Origin of the sequence: Texcoconibacillus texcoconensis (genome assembly GCF_014202575.1) — a bacterium.
GTDB classification, from domain to species: Bacteria; Bacillota; Bacilli; order Bacillales; family Salisediminibacteriaceae; genus Texcoconibacillus; species Texcoconibacillus texcoconensis.
This window is the reverse complement of record NZ_JACHHB010000017.1, coordinates 1-18,108: the sequence shown is the minus strand read 5'-3', so window position 1 is coordinate 18,108 and position 18,108 is coordinate 1. Positions and strand designations below refer to the sequence as shown.

Annotated in this window: 19 protein-coding genes; 4 read left to right on the top strand and 15 right to left on the bottom strand. The window is 38.2% G+C overall.

Annotated features, from left to right (window positions below):
* Positions 1–74: 74 nt before the first annotated feature.
* A complete protein-coding gene (locus HNQ41_RS14820; RefSeq protein WP_184665216.1) occupies positions 75–398 on the bottom strand; it encodes a prenylated flavin chaperone LpdD in 324 nt (107 codons plus the stop codon).
* Between the two features lie 260 nt (positions 399–658).
* Here HNQ41_RS14820 and HNQ41_RS14815 point away from each other — a divergent pair, with 260 nt between their 5' ends.
* The gene (locus HNQ41_RS14815) at positions 659–1,345 is read left to right on the top strand and encodes a Crp/Fnr family transcriptional regulator (RefSeq protein ID WP_184665215.1); all 687 of its coding nucleotides are present in this window, start codon (positions 659–661) and stop codon (positions 1,343–1,345) included.
* 713 nt (positions 1,346–2,058) lie between these two features.
* On the opposite strand, the gene HNQ41_RS14810 is transcribed toward HNQ41_RS14815, so the two are convergent.
* The 14 genes from HNQ41_RS14810 to HNQ41_RS14745 all read right to left on the bottom strand — a co-directional run bounded on the left by HNQ41_RS14810 (position 2,059) and on the right by HNQ41_RS14745 (position 12,955).
* Positions 2,059–3,066: a 4Fe-4S binding protein gene (locus tag HNQ41_RS14810; protein WP_184665214.1), complete on the bottom strand. Its 1,008-nt coding sequence runs from the start codon at positions 3,064–3,066 to the stop codon at positions 2,059–2,061.
* Positions 3,067–3,103: 37 nt separating this feature from the next.
* A complete protein-coding gene (locus HNQ41_RS14805; RefSeq protein WP_184665213.1) occupies positions 3,104–3,616 on the bottom strand; it encodes a TlpA family protein disulfide reductase in 513 nt (170 codons plus the stop codon).
* A gap of 21 nt (positions 3,617–3,637) precedes the next feature.
* On the bottom strand, positions 3,638–3,766 hold the full coding sequence (locus HNQ41_RS14800) for a CcmD family protein (RefSeq protein ID WP_184665212.1): 129 nt from the start codon (positions 3,764–3,766) through the stop codon (positions 3,638–3,640).
* Positions 3,766–4,512, bottom strand: coding sequence for a cytochrome c biogenesis protein (locus tag HNQ41_RS14795; RefSeq protein WP_184665211.1), 747 nt, complete (start codon positions 4,510–4,512; stop codon positions 3,766–3,768). The genes HNQ41_RS14800 and HNQ41_RS14795 overlap by 1 nt, the downstream gene beginning before the upstream one ends.
* A gap of 3 nt (positions 4,513–4,515) precedes the next feature.
* Positions 4,516–5,199, bottom strand: coding sequence for a heme exporter protein CcmB (locus HNQ41_RS14790; RefSeq protein WP_184665210.1), 684 nt, complete (start codon positions 5,197–5,199; stop codon positions 4,516–4,518).
* Positions 5,196–5,897 (bottom strand): ABC transporter ATP-binding protein, encoded by a 702-nt coding sequence (locus HNQ41_RS14785; RefSeq protein WP_184665209.1) that lies wholly within the window; start codon positions 5,895–5,897, stop codon positions 5,196–5,198. The genes HNQ41_RS14790 and HNQ41_RS14785 overlap by 4 nt, the downstream gene beginning before the upstream one ends.
* A 14-nt stretch (positions 5,898–5,911) precedes the next feature.
* Entirely contained in the window at positions 5,912–6,304 is a 393-nt protein-coding gene (locus HNQ41_RS14780; RefSeq protein ID WP_184665208.1) for a hypothetical protein, read from the bottom strand.
* Between the two features lie 3 nt (positions 6,305–6,307).
* The gene (locus HNQ41_RS14775) at positions 6,308–6,643 is read right to left on the bottom strand and encodes a hypothetical protein (RefSeq protein ID WP_184665207.1); all 336 of its coding nucleotides are present in this window, start codon (positions 6,641–6,643) and stop codon (positions 6,308–6,310) included.
* Between the two features lie 12 nt (positions 6,644–6,655).
* Complete coding sequence (locus HNQ41_RS14770; RefSeq protein ID WP_184665206.1) at positions 6,656–7,195, bottom strand: cytochrome c-type biogenesis protein; 540 nt, start codon at positions 7,193–7,195, stop codon at positions 6,656–6,658.
* Entirely contained in the window at positions 7,196–9,175 is a 1,980-nt protein-coding gene (locus HNQ41_RS14765; RefSeq protein ID WP_184665205.1) for a heme lyase CcmF/NrfE family subunit, read from the bottom strand.
* A gap of 55 nt (positions 9,176–9,230) precedes the next feature.
* Complete coding sequence (locus HNQ41_RS14760; protein WP_184665204.1) at positions 9,231–9,677, bottom strand: cytochrome c maturation protein CcmE domain-containing protein; 447 nt, start codon at positions 9,675–9,677, stop codon at positions 9,231–9,233.
* A gap of 18 nt (positions 9,678–9,695) precedes the next feature.
* A complete protein-coding gene (locus tag HNQ41_RS14755) occupies positions 9,696–10,712 on the bottom strand; it encodes a hypothetical protein (RefSeq protein WP_184665203.1) in 1,017 nt (338 codons plus the stop codon).
* A gap of 247 nt (positions 10,713–10,959) precedes the next feature.
* Positions 10,960–12,414 carry an ammonia-forming cytochrome c nitrite reductase subunit c552 gene (locus tag HNQ41_RS14750; protein WP_184665202.1) on the bottom strand — a complete coding sequence of 485 codons (1,455 nt, stop codon included), beginning with the start codon at positions 12,412–12,414 and terminating at the stop codon, positions 10,960–10,962.
* Positions 12,415–12,445: 31 nt separating this feature from the next.
* Positions 12,446–12,955 carry a cytochrome c3 family protein gene (locus HNQ41_RS14745; protein ID WP_184665201.1) on the bottom strand — a complete coding sequence of 170 codons (510 nt, stop codon included), beginning with the start codon at positions 12,953–12,955 and terminating at the stop codon, positions 12,446–12,448.
* A gap of 905 nt (positions 12,956–13,860) precedes the next feature.
* Between HNQ41_RS14745 and HNQ41_RS14740 the strand changes: the two genes are divergently transcribed.
* Genes HNQ41_RS14740 through HNQ41_RS14730 form a run of 3 tightly spaced genes read left to right on the top strand, consistent with a single transcriptional unit; the run spans position 13,861 to position 17,963 of the window.
* Positions 13,861–15,786, top strand: a complete 1,926-nt coding sequence (locus HNQ41_RS14740) for a peptidase U32 family protein (protein ID WP_184665200.1) — start codon at positions 13,861–13,863, stop codon at positions 15,784–15,786.
* Between the two features lie 10 nt (positions 15,787–15,796).
* Complete coding sequence (locus HNQ41_RS14735; RefSeq protein WP_221301964.1) at positions 15,797–17,104, top strand: aspartate aminotransferase family protein; 1,308 nt, start codon at positions 15,797–15,799, stop codon at positions 17,102–17,104.
* Complete coding sequence (locus tag HNQ41_RS14730; RefSeq protein ID WP_343043377.1) at positions 17,082–17,963, top strand: UbiA-like polyprenyltransferase; 882 nt, start codon at positions 17,082–17,084, stop codon at positions 17,961–17,963. Before HNQ41_RS14735 ends, HNQ41_RS14730 begins: the two co-directional genes overlap by 23 nt.
* Positions 17,964–18,108: the final 145 nt, after the last annotated feature.

The following is an 18,108-nucleotide window of genomic DNA, read 5'->3' as shown; positions in this document are numbered from 1 at the left end:
AGGATGTGAGCAACATCACATATAAGTAAATTTGATAAAGGATGTGAAAAACACTTTCTATTAACGATATTGATTCAGTTTGCTTTTTTCCGTTCCATCATCAAGTCAAAAAAGCATACCCACAACTGATCAACAAGCTCACAATATTCATTTTCCGATTCTATTGTTAAGGGCAATCCGCCAGAGATAACCGTATTTTTTTCAAACCCTGCACACCAAACTTTCGCTAGTTCCATAAGCAACAGTTCTTGTCTATATCCCTTTATGCCATGACTAACAAGGTGAACAGTTCCTTCTTCCCACGTCGCAATCACAACTGCTCCCATATGAGGATTTATTTCATTATCTATCATTATCAAGTCATCTTCACCTAACGACTTCCAATCACATCGGATCACTTAGATCCCTCCTTGATGTAAGATGCAAGCAACAGTCTTGACTTCTTTCATCTCTCATCACTTACATACATTTATTTGTGTTTACTTTATCAAAAATAAAAGTATAAAAATGTTAACTTCATCACATAATAGCATTGTTTTAAAAAGGTTCGACAATACCTGTTTAAAACACCATCAGCAGTGATTGAAATCACTGCCCGTCATATAGCTTCTATTTACACTGAAGCTAACAAACAAAAGAGAGAAGGGGGGGGAGTTGATTGGAAAATGTACAATTTGTCGATAATATTTCCTTTTTAGAACCACTTCCTGATGAGTTAAAAGAAAAGTTAAGTAAAATGGTATTGACAAAAAATGTCGCCAAAGGAGATGTTCTTTTTCAAGAAAACGACATTGCAGAAACGATCTTTTTTGTCAATAATGGCAAAATAAAAATCAGTAAAAGCAGCCCAGGTGGAAAAGAAATCGTATTGGACATTCGAAAAGCAGGTGAAATTTTCCCCGAAGTAGCACTCTTTAGTAAAGAAGAAACGACTTACTCGGCCTCGGCCTCGGTTGTTGAATTTGGATCAATCTCAATGATTCGTAAAGCAGATTTAGAATCGATCCTCTTGCAGTACCCTGAATTATTTATCTTCATTTTTCGAACGATGGCCGAAAGGTTACGATTATCACAAAACACGCTCCAGAATGTCGCATTATATGGAAAAATAGGTTCGTTAGCATTTACGCTCGTACGTTTATGTCAAGATTACGGAGAAGTGAACGAACATGGGATCACGATTCGTTTAAAACTGACTCATGAAGATCTAGGAAGTTTTTTTGGCGCAACGAGGGAAAGTGTGACTAGAATGATGAACCAACTGAAAAACCGTGGGATCGTCAGTAAAGAGAATGGGTACTTCACAGTCCATGAGTTAGACTCACTAAAATTTTATATCGATTAAAAAAGGCTTCTCACTAAATATTTGATGGTGATAAAAGTGATTTTGTTATAGCAAGTCATAAGCGCAATAACGATTTTATTTGTGGTAGTAGGAATACTTGTATCTGCTTTCTTAACAGCTAACCCTTTTACACTTGGTCACACTATCGGATTTTGTCGCTTTCTGTTTTATTATTCAATATCAATACATATCCTCTATTTTCGCTAATCCTTCGACTGAAGATAAAGCCAAAAAGAAAAAACTTGTAGAAATGTAAGAATTTCGACTGAATTGCATCAACTAAGTGGTTTATGCTTATTTTTTTTGTGTTTGTTGCATCGGATATACATGCTTGTCAATATACCTAAAATGATATGACGTCCTTCTGTGATCACAGGGATGTTTAGTTTTATTGTCTTAATGATTACACTTCTATCTGGTATCATACGAAAGTTAAAAGCGAATAAATTTCGTCGCTTATTTCATGAATCGACAGGAATCACTCTCTTGCAATTCGCTTTACTAAATGTCATGTTTTCAATGTAATTTATCGTTTAAAAAACTGTTGGAGTATCGAGCTCCAACAGTTTTTTAGTTGATAGTATTCCGTTAGAAGATACTTTTTCACAGGGCTTCAACCTTCAGATGGTTCCACCAGTTCCCAGTCACCTACTTAAGATCGGAAATTAGCTTTCTGGGCACGCATGAAATAAAATAGTAGACTGTTTTCCAACTCAATCCATGAAATATATAAGATTTTGATATTGTTCATAGGTTATCGACGTGTTCCAATTTCCAGTTAGTTGAGCGATCACTACAGTCCCGAAGAATAAGACAAAAAATACCGTTGGAACGATCCACTTGTTTAGTTTAAAACCTGCACTAGACATATACAATGTATCTTTCTTCGGACAAACCTCTACACAATGCATACAAGCTGAACAATCTGGTGAGCGAACTTGACTTTTTTCTGATACTTCAATTGCCACAGGACAAACTTTCGTACATTGCTTACAATCGATACAAGTTTCTTCATTTCTCGTGATGGCTGTGACACCAAATAGGCCTCCGAGGCCGATCAAGGCACCGTATGGACAAAGAAACCTACACCAAAAGTTTTTTATGAATAAGGATAAGACAAACAAAACGAGGACAACCGTTAATGCCAAAACACTGACATCTATGAAAAACATTAGCATATGAACATCTGCGATCTTATTATAATCACTATTCATAAAGGCAATAGCACCTACAAGTGGCATTTCTATCACCATCTTCACAAACCAAATGAGGAGTAGATACTTAATAGAACGAAGGATATACCGAAGCCATTTTGGTGGTTCAAATTGCCTTTTGAACAGTTTTTTTCCTAGGTTACTCATCCATTCACTAATGGTTCCGACTGGGCACATCCAACTACAAAATGTTTTTCTAAAAAAGATACCAGAAGCGATAAAAAACAGAAATAAAACAAATCCAGCAGGATGAATATAATCAAAATGCCAAGTCGTTATCCATACTCGAAACGCTAGCAGTGCACTGATTGGCAAAAATCCTTCAACTGCGGCTGGTCGTTCTACAAACGGTTCTTCTCCGAGTGTATGAAAATGTAGATAAAACTGGTAGAACTGCCAACCAACAAATAATAGGAAAATAATAAATGCTAGTTGTACAGCTCTACGAGTCATTTGTAAAGGCGTTTTTTGTATCTGCTTTTTCATTTTTTTCTTTAACCTGTTCATGTTAACGCCACCTAATTTGATTTTCCTCCACGATCTATCACTCAATACCGTTGACGGTTGTGATTAGCAGATCTCTTGTAACGGTACCGATAAAGTGTTCTTGAATGACGCCATTACTGTCAATAACGATTGTTTCAGGCTGTCCTACCACACCGTAGCTATCTGACACATCCAAATTAAAATCAAGTAAATACGTTTCCTTCTTGTCATTTTCCTCAATATATTTCTCTATCGTGCTTTGTGTTTCACCTTTAACGATATAGAAAAATTGAACCTCATTTTTGTATTGTTCATTGAATTCAGCAATATCCGGAGCTTGGACGATACAAGATGAACACCAAGTCGTAAAGAAGCTAAGGACAATCGGTTTTTCACCGAGATGGTCATCGAGATCATGGATTTCACCTGACTCATCTTGCAGTTCAAAACTTTGTGCTTGATCACCTATACCTACCGCTGAACTTTGTGATTGCAAGCCGATCACAAAGACAAGGAGCATACCGATCGCGAAAGTAAAGATACCCATATTTAATAGCTTTTGTCGCGTCATGACCTATCCCCCTTTTCTTAACTAGTCATCCAGCATTTCTTTCATAAAGGATAGTTCCTTAGCCGCAGCTTTTTGACGTTTTCCTAATACAAAAACGTAACTTGCAATTAATAACCAAATGATTGTGTAAGCTGCAAATAAATAACTCATTATGATGCCTCCCTATTGATTTCTTTTTCTTGCCATTTCGCTTTTAACTTCGATGTTTCCAAACGTAATTGTTCAATATAAATTCCTTTGCGGAGGAACAGAAAATACACAAGTGTCATCGTCGCGACGGTGAATAAAAGAGTAAATAGCATACTTGGTTCTAATCCCCCACCGCTTTGCTCGTTCCCATCTCCTAATACGACAGGATGCAAATTCGTCTCCCACCAACGAACGGCCATAAAGACGATCGGAACGTTAATAAAACCGATGATGCCAAATACTGATGCGAGTCTTGCTTTTTTCTGCCACTCACCTTCCATATTGCGGATCATGATGTAGGCAATATAAATGAAAAATAAAATGAGTGTTGTCGTTAAGCGGGGCTCCCAAGTCCACCACGTATTCCAAGCAGAATGAGCCCAAATTGGACCTGTCGCTAACACAATTGCAGTAAAAACAACACCAATTTCAGCACTGACACCCGCGATAATATCGTATATGCGTTTCCTTTTGACTAAATAAAGAATGCTAAAAACCAACACGACAAAAAATGCAAAAAATGCGTTCCAAGCAGAACCTACATGGAAATAAAAGATTTTTTGTACTTCACCCATTGTTCTTTCAACTGGTGACCAAATAAAGGTTAAGTACAAAGCCATAATGACAATCGGAATCGCTAAATAAAAGAGTATATTATATCCCTTGGAGGGAATTAGAAAGCGAAATATACTATTTTTGTTATCCATGTTTCACACCTCCAACACGTATTCAAATAGTAGAAAACCTGCAACAAAAAATACTAGATCATAAACAACGATAAGCTGCATCCAACTAAATGCCTCACTTATACTCGCATCTTGAGCCAACACAATACGAGTCGCTTCAACAGCTGCAATCACAATCGGTGTAACTAACGGGAACAACAGAACCGGTAATAACATTTCACTAGACTTTGATTGGATAGACACAGCTGATAACAATGTTCCTACACATATAAAGCCAAAAGTTCCTAAAAAAAGAATGAGTAAAAACCAGCCGTAGTCACCAGGAACTTGAAAATCAAACAAGATGAGTAACAAAGGAATGGATATCGCTTGAACGACAAAAACGAATACGTAATTTGCGATCACTTTCCCGAGATAGATGCTCGCTGGATCTGCAGGAGCGACAATCATCCCATGTAACTGGTCTTGTTTTTGTTCTGATAAAAATGAACGGTTTAAACCGAGAATGCCTGCAAAAACCGTGATGACCCATATCATCCCCGGAATCAACGCTTCAACAGCTTGCCTAGTCGGATCAAAGGCAAAACTAAACGTAACGATGACAAGGGCAGAGAAAATTAACATCGTGACAACGACCTGTCTTGTTCGCCACTCAGAATATAAATCTTTTAATGCGATCAATAATGCAGGAGTTATAAAATATCTCATGATGACTTCACCACCGCTTGATACCGACTATCAAGTGTATCTTGACCCAATTCACTTATCGAAAGATCATCAACGAGTCGACCATTTCTCATAATAAGTGCGCGCGTACATGTATCGGTTACTTGTTGAAAGTCATGAGTCACCATCAGGACCGTAACCCCTTCTTTTTGCCTTGCTTTTATGACTTCATTTAAAATTGAAACGGCCTGTTGATCCAATCCAGTATGCGGTTCATCAAGAAGTAAATACTCTGGATTGTGGATGAGTGCTCGGGCAATAGCAAGTCGTTGTAACATTCCTCTGGAAAAGGAACGAACAGGTTCATTCTGAAATAGTTTGAGACCAACTTCATCTATTAGTTGTTTCGCACGTTCACGGACGTTCTCAACTTTGTACATGCGACCGAAAAAGATCAGGTTTTCAATCGGAGTAAAATAATCGTATAAAAAGCTTTGGTGGCTTAAAAATCCAATCTTTTCTTTTAGCGTATAATCATCTTTTTTTAATGCATTGCCATGAAAGGAAATCAAACCTGAAGTCGGCTTAATCAATCCTGCGATCATGTTTAAAAATGTGCTTTTCCCCGCCCCATTTGGGCCGAGAATGGCAACCGTTTCAGCTCCCTGAAAAGAGACATTAATAGGACGAACGATGGTCTTTTCTCCGATTGTTTTACTCAGCCCATTTGTTTCAATCATTGCGATCTACCGCCTTACTTTACGTAGTCGTTTAATTGTTCTTTGACCTTTGCTAAATACGTTTGATATGCGTTTTTCTTTTTTTCATATGTAGCCACATCAACTTCTTCACTTTGGAAGGCTTCATCGAGATCTTTTATTTTTTTGATGGTTGTATCATGCTTTAACATCAGTTGTTCAAATTCTTTTTCTCGTTTTCCTTCACTATGATTTAGGTCAGCATTTTTACTTTTGCCTTGTTTAAAAAACCATACAATTGCAATCGCAAGTACGACCACAATGGCCGAAAAGAGATGTGGTTCAAACATATGAAATGGTGATGCATACCAAAGCCTTATTAGCCATGGAGGGTGGAAAGTTGACGCAGCACTTGAAGCAAAGATTGCCATCATTCCCCAGTTAACCAACGTTTACTTCCCCTCTCTTATTTTTTTTAATTCCTCAATTTCCTGCTCGATCTCATCATTTGCTGAAGGTCCTTGTGAAAAGGGTCCTTCTTCTTTCATCATTTTCGCTGCAAGTCTTTGATACTTCTTTTTCAACGTTTTATATTCATGGTCTGTTAACTTTTTCATGTTGTATTCCATTTCTAGTTCGTTTAATGTTGCATAAACTTCCTCTATCGTTAGTTGATCGGTATCGTCTTCAATCGATACTGTGTCTAATTTTTTATTTGTTAGGAAGAATGGAACGAGAATGAAGTATAGACATAAAGCAATGATCAGTATACTTGCTATATAAGCCATGGATCTCACATCCTAATAATACTTTTTTCGTTCTTCGTCGATAATTGACTCTAAAATTTCTGTTTCAACATCATCTTCTAACTCATCATCAGCACCATCACCAAAGTCATCGTCATTTTTAGATTTTCTAGCCCATTTTCGTAGTAATACAGTAACACCTACTAGAGAACCACCTAAGGCAACGAATGGCGTAACCCAAGCTGTCAAGCTAAAGCCACTTTTTTCAGGCGCCATCAAAATTTGTTCTCCATACACGTCTTGAAAGTAATCTTTAATTTCTGGTGGTGCCATTCCTTCGTTTAGCTTTTCTAGAATTTCAGCTAGAACTGAGTCATTGATTCCGCAGCCATCCATACTGCAATCCAAATGGCTTTGCCCACATCCACAAAGACATCGTAATTCACTTGCTGTTTGTTGGAATTCTGGTGAATTTTGATCGTACTTGACAGCATCATTCTCCTCACCGTGACTGTCCTGGTTGCCACCTCCCAATACGTGGACTGGCAAGACCAACAGAATAAAAAGAAATACCATCAATATTTTCTTGATCAATTAAGACACCTGCCTTTGAACACCTTGGTAACGAGGGACCACTTTATTTTGGCGACCTCCCCAAATAGCAAAGAGACTTCCTATAACCGTGACGAAACTACCTAACCAAATCCATTGGACTAATGGATTGATTTTTACGACGAACGTGGCACTGTCATCTTCTTCCCAACCACTCAACACAACGTAAAGATCTTCGGCCAGATTACTATGGACGGCAACTTCTGTTGATGGTTCATCAAAGTGACGGTAAAAAATTCTTTCAGGTTGTAAATAACCCAATTCTTGTCCATCTTTTTCGATGTCCATGTCAGCATAAATAACAGTATTTACACCGTCTGAGCGTTGTTCTAACCCCTCATACGTAATGGTGTAATTATCAATTGAAATAGCTTCACCAGGCGAGATTGTTTCAACTCTTTCCTGGTCAAAATTAGCACCGACAACGCCGATAGCAATTAAGGCAATACCAAAATGAACGATATAGCCACCGTAACGTCGACGGTTCCCCGTAAACAATTTCCAAAATGCTTTCAGCACTGGCTCATTCGTAGACCTACGTCTCGCCTTCGTCCCGCGAATAAATTCCGCAATGTGTGTGAAAATCATAAACATGATGAGGATAAACGAAATAATCGGATATGCACCGTGAAGTCCATAAACGACGAGTAACGCTACAACCGCAAGACTAAAGATTGCTGGTATCAAAAAGTTGTCGCGAACGTTTTTCAAACTAGCACGTTGCCAAGCAATCAAAGGACACACAGCCATTAAGAACATGAGCGCTAGCATAATTGGCGCCATCACCGTATTAAAAAACGGTTCTCCAACAGTAACGGTTTCTCCACGTATTGCTTCACTAATGAGTGGGAAAACTGTTCCCCAAAATACCGCAAATGTCGCTCCAACAAGAATCAAGTTGTTCATAAGAAAGCTACTTTCTTTTGAAAGAACGGATTCAATTTGCCCAGTATCTTGTCGTAACATTTGGTAACGACTCATGAGTATATACATTGAGAAAATAACCATAAAAGCCAAAAATATCATGAAATATGTCCCTAAATTTCCATCCGCAAATGAGTGAACAGAGGTCAACACTCCACTACGAACGAGAAAGGTACCGAACAACGTTAGTATATAAGATAAAATTATTAAACTCATATTCCAGACTTTGAGCATGTTTTTACGTTCTTGGATCATAACAGAATGTAAGTAGGCTGTGACGGTTAACCAAGGCAAGAACGATGCGTTTTCAACGGGGTCCCATGCCCAATAACCACCCCAACCGAGCTCTGTATATGCCCAATATCCACCAATGACGTTTCCTAAAGTAAGGAATAACCATGCGATAATCGTCCAACGTCGAGTTATTTTTAACCAGTACGAATCGATATTTTTTAAAATCAGTGCTGCAATCGCAAATGCGAATGGTACGACTAATCCTACATAACCGAGATAAATCGCAACCGGATGCCACAGCATACTCGGATCTTGAAGCATCGGGTTCAAGCCATTTCCTTCTGGCGGTACAAAATCAAGCGTTTTAAATGGTGGTGTGACAAATGCAAGAATGAGATAAAAGAAAATTGTGTTCGTTGAAATAATGGCACCAATGTACGGAGTCATTGGGTTGTTTTTCATTTTATTGGAAAAGACAACCATCACCGTATACATCGTTAGGATATACGTCCATAGCAAAAGTGAACCTTCATTACCTGCCCACATTGCTGAAAGTTTGTAAAACATTGAAAGGTCAGTACTCGTATTTTGATAGACATATTGGAACTGAAATTGATTCGTTGCTAGTAAATAAAACATTAGAAACATAGATATCGTCGCTAGGATAAAGACAGAAAGAGCTGCCCCTTTTGCGCTATTTATCATTCTTTGACTTTGCTTTCGAATACCGAAAACAAACATAATAAAACTATATGTCGATAAAATCAGCGCCAAATTTATCGATAAATTGCCAATTATATGCATGATGCTCACCTACTTTGATTAAATAACGAGAAATTTATAGTTCGTCTTCTCTACCTTATTCGTCAGAATCACGTAACATATCTGAGTGACGTTCAGTATCATAGTCCTCTGGGTCCTCACTTTCATAGCTTGACGGACAACGAGTTTGAACTCTTTCTGCTTCAAAAACACCGTCCCTATGTAAGTACCCATGCACAATGACAATCACATCGTCAGAAAAATTATCCGGCTGAACCCCTTCATAATAAACAGACAGTGTATTGTCAAGATCATCTTCAAGATCAAAACGTAGCTCAACATTGTTAGCATCCCAATCGATGGAATCTCCGATTAAAAATCCTTCCGTTGTGATGTAACGATTTTCATACCTTTCACTTTGATTGACCGCTTCTTCAAGATTGATCTCAGAACCGGTTGAACCAGGAGTAGCTGCGACCATGAGGATTAAAATCGCAACAATAATCGCACCTCCACTTATGAAAACCTTTGTATTCTGTTTCACTTTTCTCTCCCCCCTTTGTTAGGAAAGTGCAGAACGTTTTTTACGATAAGTCTCTTCATCAATCTCACCATCAAGGAACTGTTGTTTCAGCTTCTGTTTTTCTCCCTCTTGGTCAACCTCTTTTATTCGTCCTTTTTTTGTTTTAGCATTCGTATGATTGCTTTGCTGAGGAGCACGGTATTTTTGTCTCATCCCTAAGTAAAATAAAGAACCTGCCACAACGAAGGAAACACTTATAAGAATCGAATTTTCTGTTGATATCATTGTTGCGGTTGGACCAAGCTCTGTATCATTGTCCAAGTCATTTTGAAACATCGCGTGCATGTCATCATCTGGTGCTTCATACTTCGCTAAAGCATCGATCGTTGTAATCGGGTCTTCTTTCTCGTAACTCACCTCAAAATACTCGTGTTCTCCTACTGGTAAATCACTGAAACGGTAACCATCAACTGGGACCATCATCATTTCAGATTGTTCGTCGGATTCATGATTAATCTCGACGTTTTCCGCTCCATAGGGCGTATAGATTGCAACAGTGGCTTCTTTTGTTGGATAATTTGTCTCGAAGGTAAATGAGTAAGATGTTTGATCTTCTATTTCAAACGGATAATAGTAGTACTCAATGACGTATTGATAAGTTTCACCAGGATGGATAGTTTGCTCTGGTGTCCAAACGATTTCTTCATTTTTTTCATCGATCGTAAATTCAACAGCAGCTAATTGATCTTCATCATCATATTCTCCGACAAACGCAGGGAAAAAGTCTGGGTTGTCAACTGGAGCATGAATAGATAATTCTTCTTGAAATTCGCTATCCCCTTCGTTGGTAAGAATCGCATGGTGTCCAATCAGCATGTTCGGTCTCTCTTCATCCCATCCATCTGGGAGTGCATATTCTGGCATCACTTGTACATTCAGATCTTCATAAATGAGCGATTCTTGTTCATTTCCTAGTACGGCATTTACTTGTAATATCGTCAAAGAAAAAATGGCGACAACTGAAGCGATCAACCACTTTTGGTAAGTTAGGATCATTAGCCCGTCTTCCTTTCTAAATTTAGATGTTTTGTTTATATACTTACAAGTTAACTTTTTTTACTAATAAAAAAATGTGTAGCTCATCACAAAATTTGTGTTAGTTTAATGAAATTTACCGAGTAAATAAAAGTATAAATAATTTCTTTTACGAAATAACATTGGAATTCTTTTCTCTATTCATTGTGCTAATCACTTTAAAAAAGGGTCTGGTTCTATCCAACGATAGAGACCGACCCTTTTTATGTTAATTTTCTAATTCTAGTACGTTAGGGAAATATTCATTTACGGCATGTTCATGTTTCTTTCCTGGATCTTCTTCGTCATAAACCTCTTGAACAGTTTCTTCAATTTGACGGTCGAGCTCATCTAAGTCTTCTCCAAGTTTTGATAGTTCTCTATTCGCAACTTTTAACGCTTTATTTGAAGCATCTGTAGACATACGTATCGAATCCATGGATCCATGTGGGTTATGGAAACCATCAGAGTTTTCTGCAGCGACAATATCCCAGAACCATTGACCTTCGCGCACGTGTTGTTGTGCTTCTTCAATAGCTTCTTCATCTGCCCCACTTGTAATCATACGGTTCACATAATAATGTGCTTTCACAGACAAGTCTTGGGATTCTTCTAAAGCTTCTAAATGGCGCTCTTGAATGTTATCTACGCGGTCTAAAAGTTCATCTTCAGATTTATCACCGTGACAAGAAAGGCAAGATTGTTCCACATTTTCTAGTGGTGATGTCCAATGGTGAGACGTGGTTTTCTTCTTATCTGCTCCACGCTCATATGGCATGTGGCAATCAGCACACGACACACCCGCTTCTCCGTGTGGCCCATAGCTCCACATTTCAAATTCAGGGTGTTGTGCTTTGACAATTGTTGTACCAGAAATACTGTGCTCCCATTCTCCTTCAAAGTCGTGTTCTTCTTGTGCAGTTGTTTCATAATACTCCCACATATCTTCTACTCTTAATCCTTCATCCCAAGGGAAAGTAACCTTCTGAGTTTCTGGATCAAAATAGTAGTTCGTATGACATTGACCGCAAGCATAAGATCTCATCTCGTTTTTATTTGCTTCTGATACGTCTACCCCATAACGATCCATGGCATTCGTAAACGATGGGCGTGTTATTCTTAGATCCATCGTCTCTGGATCGTGGCAGTCGGAACAACCGATGGAAATATGGCCGTATTCAGAAAGCTCTTCAGACTCTCCACCTTCGCCTAACTCGATCGTTCGCGGAGCTACTTCGTCAAGAAAGCTTGCACTCCAATAATCTTCTCCCATTTCATCAAGCAAGGCTGGGACAGCCGTACTCTTACATGTCATACATGAGCCTACCGAATCCTCATTTATGCGGTCGATACTCATGACATCCTCAACTGCGTGCGCATGTCCACGTGGCTTATTGTATTCAATACTAAACCCATATCCATGAAATAGGATCGGTAGCTGAGGTTCAACTTCTTCAGTAAGCTTCGATACATGCTCGTAATCTTCGTCATATACGTTTCTCATATAACTTTCGTATTGATCAGGAAACTCTTCAGCAAATGCTGTGTTCACGATTTCGTCTGGCGATAAATCAGTTGTCAAATCCGTTACCTCTTCCGTATTTGAACTTGAACAAGCAGTCGTGAAAAGAATGATAACAAATACCTTCAAACTTAAATAAATGGTTTTTCTTAGAGGATTCATCGTTTTGATATCCCTCCTTTACACTTTAAAATCATTTTCTAACATCAACATCCATCGGCTCATACCAATCATCAGGCTTATACATTTCACTTCCATGTGGTATGTCGCCATGACAGCTGATACAGCCACCTTCTTTGACATCATGATAGACAACATTTTCTAAACTCGGCTCATGACATCGAATACAATTGCTTTCAATCACTTCTTGCGATGCCTCATTGGCTTGAATGACATCTGGAATATCGTCAGAACCAATGGTATTCATGTACATGTGAGACAATCCAGCTTTCGCTTTAAAAGTCAACTTTGAAACAACATTATCATTCGGCGCATGACAATCGTTACATGACAATGTCGCATGACTTGAGTCCATAAAAGTTTCATAAGCTGTATCCATTACATGACAACTTGAACAAAACTCCGGTGAATCTGTTGCTTTTAGTGTCTGACTAGTAGCAGCAAAACCTGAGATACCAATGAATACACCAATAAGTCCGACTAATAACAGACGTCGATCCAATGATTTGATCCAATTTTTCATTCTATGTTCGCTCCTCCCCCCCTTATATTAGAACCTATCTATAAGGCTACGGTGTCGTGGGAAATCATGGATGTGATAGCAATCACAAAAATTATGAAAAAACAGTGAACACCTTAAATTACTAAGATTCATTTCTAAGATTGCATAATTAAATGCTGTTTTCCGAAATCCTGTTACAAAATTTGTGAGTTTCATTTAGAGAGGGATTAAAAAGTGGTGTACAAATGAAGAGGTATATTTTTAGACGTGGTAGGTAGTCATTTTAGATCTTTAACACCAAATAAAAAAAGGAAGTCCCGAAAATAGGTTATTCACCAACTTTCAGGATACTTCCTTTGCTGTCCAGTGATTGGGGGTCACTTATCAGACAGCTACATTCCTTGCATTACCATGTTATGATTTGGGGTCTGTAACATTGTTACTTGGCAACATTACGCAGACTTGGGGGATAAGCGTAAGTACCTCTTGTTACACAACGTAAGGAAAGGATGAACTTTTAGAATCGGTTACTCGATTCCCTTGTTCACTTTAAATAATAACGAACTTTCAATTCTAATTCTGTGAATTCAATCACACTTTACCCGTTTCATTTATGAACTTTTTGTGTACAACACTTCAGTCTATATCATTTCTCTTTGAACAAATGTTCAAAATTTCTACACATTTCTCGCTTCAAAAATTCGGTACTTGCCTCAAAATTAGAGACAGAAGAAAGACTTCGCGATCTTCAAATCATTTACTTTTTACTATACTTAAAAATGCATAATATGTGACAAATTGAGCAAATATTGTTGCGGCATCTTATAAAGTCGTAACCTACGTGTTATCTTTAAAATTGACAATGTTGAACCTGAAAATGGAACAGCATACATCAAGTTTTAACAAGAATGAGATGAGGTGGAATGATGCCAAGATATTTTAATGGCAGAGAAATTGAATTGTTAGCCCCTTCTGGGAATATGGACATATTTAAACAAATCGTAAATGCCAATTGCGATGCAATTTATATCGGTGGAAAGTCACTAAATATGAGAATGATTCGAAAAGGTTTTAACTTTTCTGATGAGGAAATTGTTGAGGCAACACAAATGGCACATGATCGAGGAAAAAAACTCTATGTCACAGTTAATAGTATGTTAAATGACCAAGAAATCAATCAAGCCATTGATTACCTACATTTTCTAAACAACACGAAAGTAGATGGAATCATCATCCAGGATTTAGGGATTTTACAGCTTTGTAATGAGTACAAATTAGACCGTTTTGAGATCCATGCTTCTGTCATGATGAATGTACACAACATCGATTTCGTGAAACATCTACAACAGTCTGGCGTATCAAGAGTCGTCGTATCACGGGAGATGGATTTACAAACTGCAAAGCATTTACAAGTAGAAACGGGTATAGAAACAGAATATTTCGTTCATGGCGATATGTGTACGGTAAATGGCGGTAATTGTTATTACAGTTCTTTAGTATTAGGAAACAGTTCAAATCGTGGAAGGTGTTTTAAGCCATGTAGATGGGCTTTTGAAACGAAAAAAGATGGTTACACTTACCCTACCGAGTATCCATTGGCCGCAAAAGATATGAATATGTACGAACACATCCCTGAATTAATCGAATCTCGTGTTCAATCATTTAAAATTGAAGGTCGCATGAGAGATACTGACTTCATCGTCAACCTCGTGAACACTTACGGTGATGCAATAGATCGTTATATTGCAGACCCATTTAGTTTCGATCGCAACAAAAAGACAGATGAATTGTTCGAAAATCGCAAACGCGACTTTTCAACTGCCTATGCATTTGGCAATCCTGGGCTTGATTTTATCAATAGAAGATATGAAGGAACTGGCAAGTTTTATTCAACTGGAAAAATGTTCTCTACACCTACAGAAGAGCCATCCATAACAAATGATTTAATTAACGATGTCGTCTCACAATTATCAGAGCCGGAAAGTAGCAACCCGTCTCCAACTAAACATCGAATGTCTGTAAAAGTGAAGGATTATGAACAAGCCAAACTTTGTATGGAATCAAGCGTCGATCGCATCTACATTCCTTCTGAAGTATTTTACCCTAATGAGATGATCTCAATTGATCAGTTAGAGCATTTACGTTCATTAAACAGTCAAACAGACATTTTCCTTGAATTACCCCAGATGATGGATGAGCGTCAGCTAGAAATGACCGATCAATACTTAGAGACGCACGGTCACCTCTTTAAAGGTTTATTAGTTTCAAATTTAGGTGCTATACAAAAATATGCTGATCGCTTTCAATTAGTTGCTAATTATAATTTAAATATTTTTAATCAAAGAGCAATTTCGTATTATAAAGACTTTGGGGTAGAAGAGTTCACAGTATCGATTGAATCGAAAAGACGTGAATTAGGAGAATTTATTCATTTATCTGAAGAACCGCTTGAAATTATTGCTCACGGCCCATTAAAGGCGATGTATCTAGATCTAAACTTATATGATAATACACATGTACTAAACCCTAGCGAAAAAAGTGATAATGATCATGTCGAAAATGACCAATTAGTGTTGAAAACAGAAAAAGGAGAAAACCCTGTATATATCGATCAATTCAAAAAAAATCACCTTTATACTGCAAAAGAATTTAACATATTACCAATACTTGGCGCGTTTGAAAAACCGATTAGTTTCAGAATAGAAGGTCATGCATATAACGCAGATGACCTACGTGAAATTATCGACACGTACCAAAAAGCGATCGCTAATCCGTCGCAATGCGATCAACTGTTTGAGCAATTGAATTCTACAAAAGCTGGGTTTACTTTAGGAGCTTTATCTTTTAAATAGGAGCGTGATCATGATGAACGAACCTGATCAAATTGTTACAAAAAGACAAGATTATTTTTTCCCATCAATCGGTCATTTTTATCAAACCCCTCCGAAAATAACTAATGGTCAGATGCAATACCTATACGATCATAACAGCAATGAATATACCGATTTTTTTGCTGGTGTCTCTGTTATGAATTGCGGTCACTCCAATCCTGATATTATGGCTAATACGATCGAACAGTTGCAACAATTGCAACATACGACGACTTTGTATTTAACACAAATGAATGTCGACCTCGCTGAACAGCTTGCTTCGATATTACCTGGGGATATAAGAAGAACTTTTTTCTGTGTCACTGGCTCCGAAGCCAATGAAGGAGCGATGGCACTTGCGAGGATGCACACGAAAAAGAACGGCTTTATCGCTTTATCGGGTGGTTTACATGGACGAACTCACTTAACATTAAGCGTCACGGGCATTCCTATGTGGAGACTAGATGATCAATTAGTTAACGAAAATATCCATTTCGTCGATCGCCCACACTCTTTATCGATAAGTACCGAGGAAGCGATGGAACAGTCTTTACAACAAATAGAAACGGTTTTACAAAACCATGGGGATAACATTTCTGCTATGATCTTAGAACCAATTCAAGGAAACGGTGGAATCATCACTTATCCTAAGGATTATTTAAAAAAAGTAAAAGCATTACTTGAATCTTACGAAGTATTATTGATTGTCGATGAAGTTCAAACGGGTTACGGGAGAACTGGAAAGATGTTCGCCATCGAGCATTATGACATTGTTCCTGACATTATTGTTACTGCAAAAGCTTTAGGAAACGGCATCCCGATTTCCACTTTTTCAACGACCAATGAGATCGCTCAATCTTTTAACAAACCTTCTGCGTCTACCTTCGGTGGAAATCCTGTAGCTAGTGCGACTGCATTAAGTGTCTTGAAATACATTGAGAAAAACGAACTCGTTCAACATGCACAGGGGCTAGGTGGTTATTTAAAAGAAAAGTTACAATCACTGTCATCACCTTTTATCCAAGAGGTTAGAGGGATCGGGCTGATGGTAGGCATCCAAACCCAATCAGTAGATAGCATAGAACAATCATCTGCTGACATTACTGACATGGTTTTAGAAAAAATGAAGCAACTCGGATTCCTAGTCGGCAAAAACGGACTAAACCGTGATGTCATCGCTTTTCAACCTCCTCTTGTCATTACTAAAGAGGACATTGATTCAATGGTTTCGAGTCTTGAAAGAGTATTAGAGGAGATCGAATCAACCTTAAAAGGGGATGGGTTTGAAAATGATTGTTAATAAGCTCATAAATAAGATATATGATTACAGCAAACTAGTGATGCTCTCACATACCATCTTCTCTTTATCATTTGCGGTCATTGCAATGAGTCTCGCAAGTGATGGATTACCATCTTTTTCAGTCATCTTTTGGATCATGGTCGCTTTCTTAAGTGCCAGAACGGGTGCTAATGCGATAAACCGTTTCATCGATGCTGAAATCGATGCGAAAAATCCGCGCACCTCAACAAGGCAGTTGCCTCAAGGAGAGATTCGTAAGAAAGAAGTTATTGTTTTAACCGTTGTCTGTTTTCTCATCATGATTTTCGCAGCAGCCATGCTTAACCCATTATGTTTGATTCTATCACCAATTGCCCTATTCTTAATGGTGATCTACTCATATACGAAAAGATTTACATGGGCTTGTCACTTAGTCTTAGGCTTGACATCAGCCCTTGCACCTGTTGGGGCTTGGATTGCTGTAACAGGAGAACTGGCGTGGCTCCCAATATTGATTGGTACTGCCAATACTCTTTGGGTCGCTGGTTTTGATGTGATTTATGGCTCTCAAGATTACGAATTTGATACCAAAAATAATATCCACTCTATCCCAGCGAGATTTGGCGTCGATCATGCATTAAAAATTGCAGCTTCCTTCCATGGAATAACAATCATTCTCTTGGTTGTGATCGGGCTATTAAGTAGCCAGCTAGGTGCCCTTTACTATATTGGTTTAGGATTAATTGCGATTTTGTTCATTATCGAACATCGTATCATATCACCAGAAAACCTTTCTAACGTCAAACTTGCTTCTTATAATATAAATCAAGTGATTAGTATTGTGTTTTTATTATTCGGTACAACAGCTGCTCTCCTTTGATGGAATGATTTAGCCTTCTCACCTAATCTATCCATTAAGTAACATAAAACATCGAGTAGGAGGAGGGTTCGCCCCTCCGTCCTCTCACACCACCGTACGTACGGATCTCGTATACGGCGGTTCAATAAGTTGAGTGATGTTTTTC

Bases quoted from the DNA above. Each gene is read 5' to 3' on its own strand.
- HNQ41_RS14810 (WP_184665214.1), bottom strand. From the start codon at position 3,066: ATGAACAGGTTAAAGAAAAAAATGAAAAAGCAGATACAAAAAACGCCT.
- HNQ41_RS14805 (WP_184665213.1), bottom strand. From the start codon at position 3,616: ATGACGCGACAAAAGCTATTAAATATGGGTATCTTTACTTTCGCGATC.
- HNQ41_RS14800 (WP_184665212.1), bottom strand. From the start codon at position 3,766: ATGAGTTATTTATTTGCAGCTTACACAATCATTTGGTTATTAATTGCA.
- HNQ41_RS14795 (WP_184665211.1), bottom strand. From the start codon at position 4,512: ATGGATAACAAAAATAGTATATTTCGCTTTCTAATTCCCTCCAAGGGA.
- HNQ41_RS14790 (WP_184665210.1), bottom strand. From the start codon at position 5,199: ATGAGATATTTTATAACTCCTGCATTATTGATCGCATTAAAAGATTTA.
- HNQ41_RS14785 (WP_184665209.1), bottom strand. From the start codon at position 5,897: ATGATTGAAACAAATGGGCTGAGTAAAACAATCGGAGAAAAGACCATC.
- HNQ41_RS14775 (WP_184665207.1), bottom strand. From the start codon at position 6,643: ATGGCTTATATAGCAAGTATACTGATCATTGCTTTATGTCTATACTTC.
- HNQ41_RS14765 (WP_184665205.1), bottom strand. From the start codon at position 9,175: ATGCATATAATTGGCAATTTATCGATAAATTTGGCGCTGATTTTATCG.
- HNQ41_RS14755 (WP_184665203.1), bottom strand. From the start codon at position 10,712: ATGATCCTAACTTACCAAAAGTGGTTGATCGCTTCAGTTGTCGCCATT.
- HNQ41_RS14750 (WP_184665202.1), bottom strand. From the start codon at position 12,414: ATGAATCCTCTAAGAAAAACCATTTATTTAAGTTTGAAGGTATTTGTT.
- HNQ41_RS14745 (WP_184665201.1), bottom strand. From the start codon at position 12,955: ATGAAAAATTGGATCAAATCATTGGATCGACGTCTGTTATTAGTCGGA.
- HNQ41_RS14740 (WP_184665200.1), top strand. From the start codon at position 13,861: ATGCCAAGATATTTTAATGGCAGAGAAATTGAATTGTTAGCCCCTTCT.
- HNQ41_RS14735 (WP_221301964.1), top strand. From the start codon at position 15,797: ATGATGAACGAACCTGATCAAATTGTTACAAAAAGACAAGATTATTTT.
- HNQ41_RS14730 (WP_343043377.1), top strand. From the start codon at position 17,082: ATGGGTTTGAAAATGATTGTTAATAAGCTCATAAATAAGATATATGAT.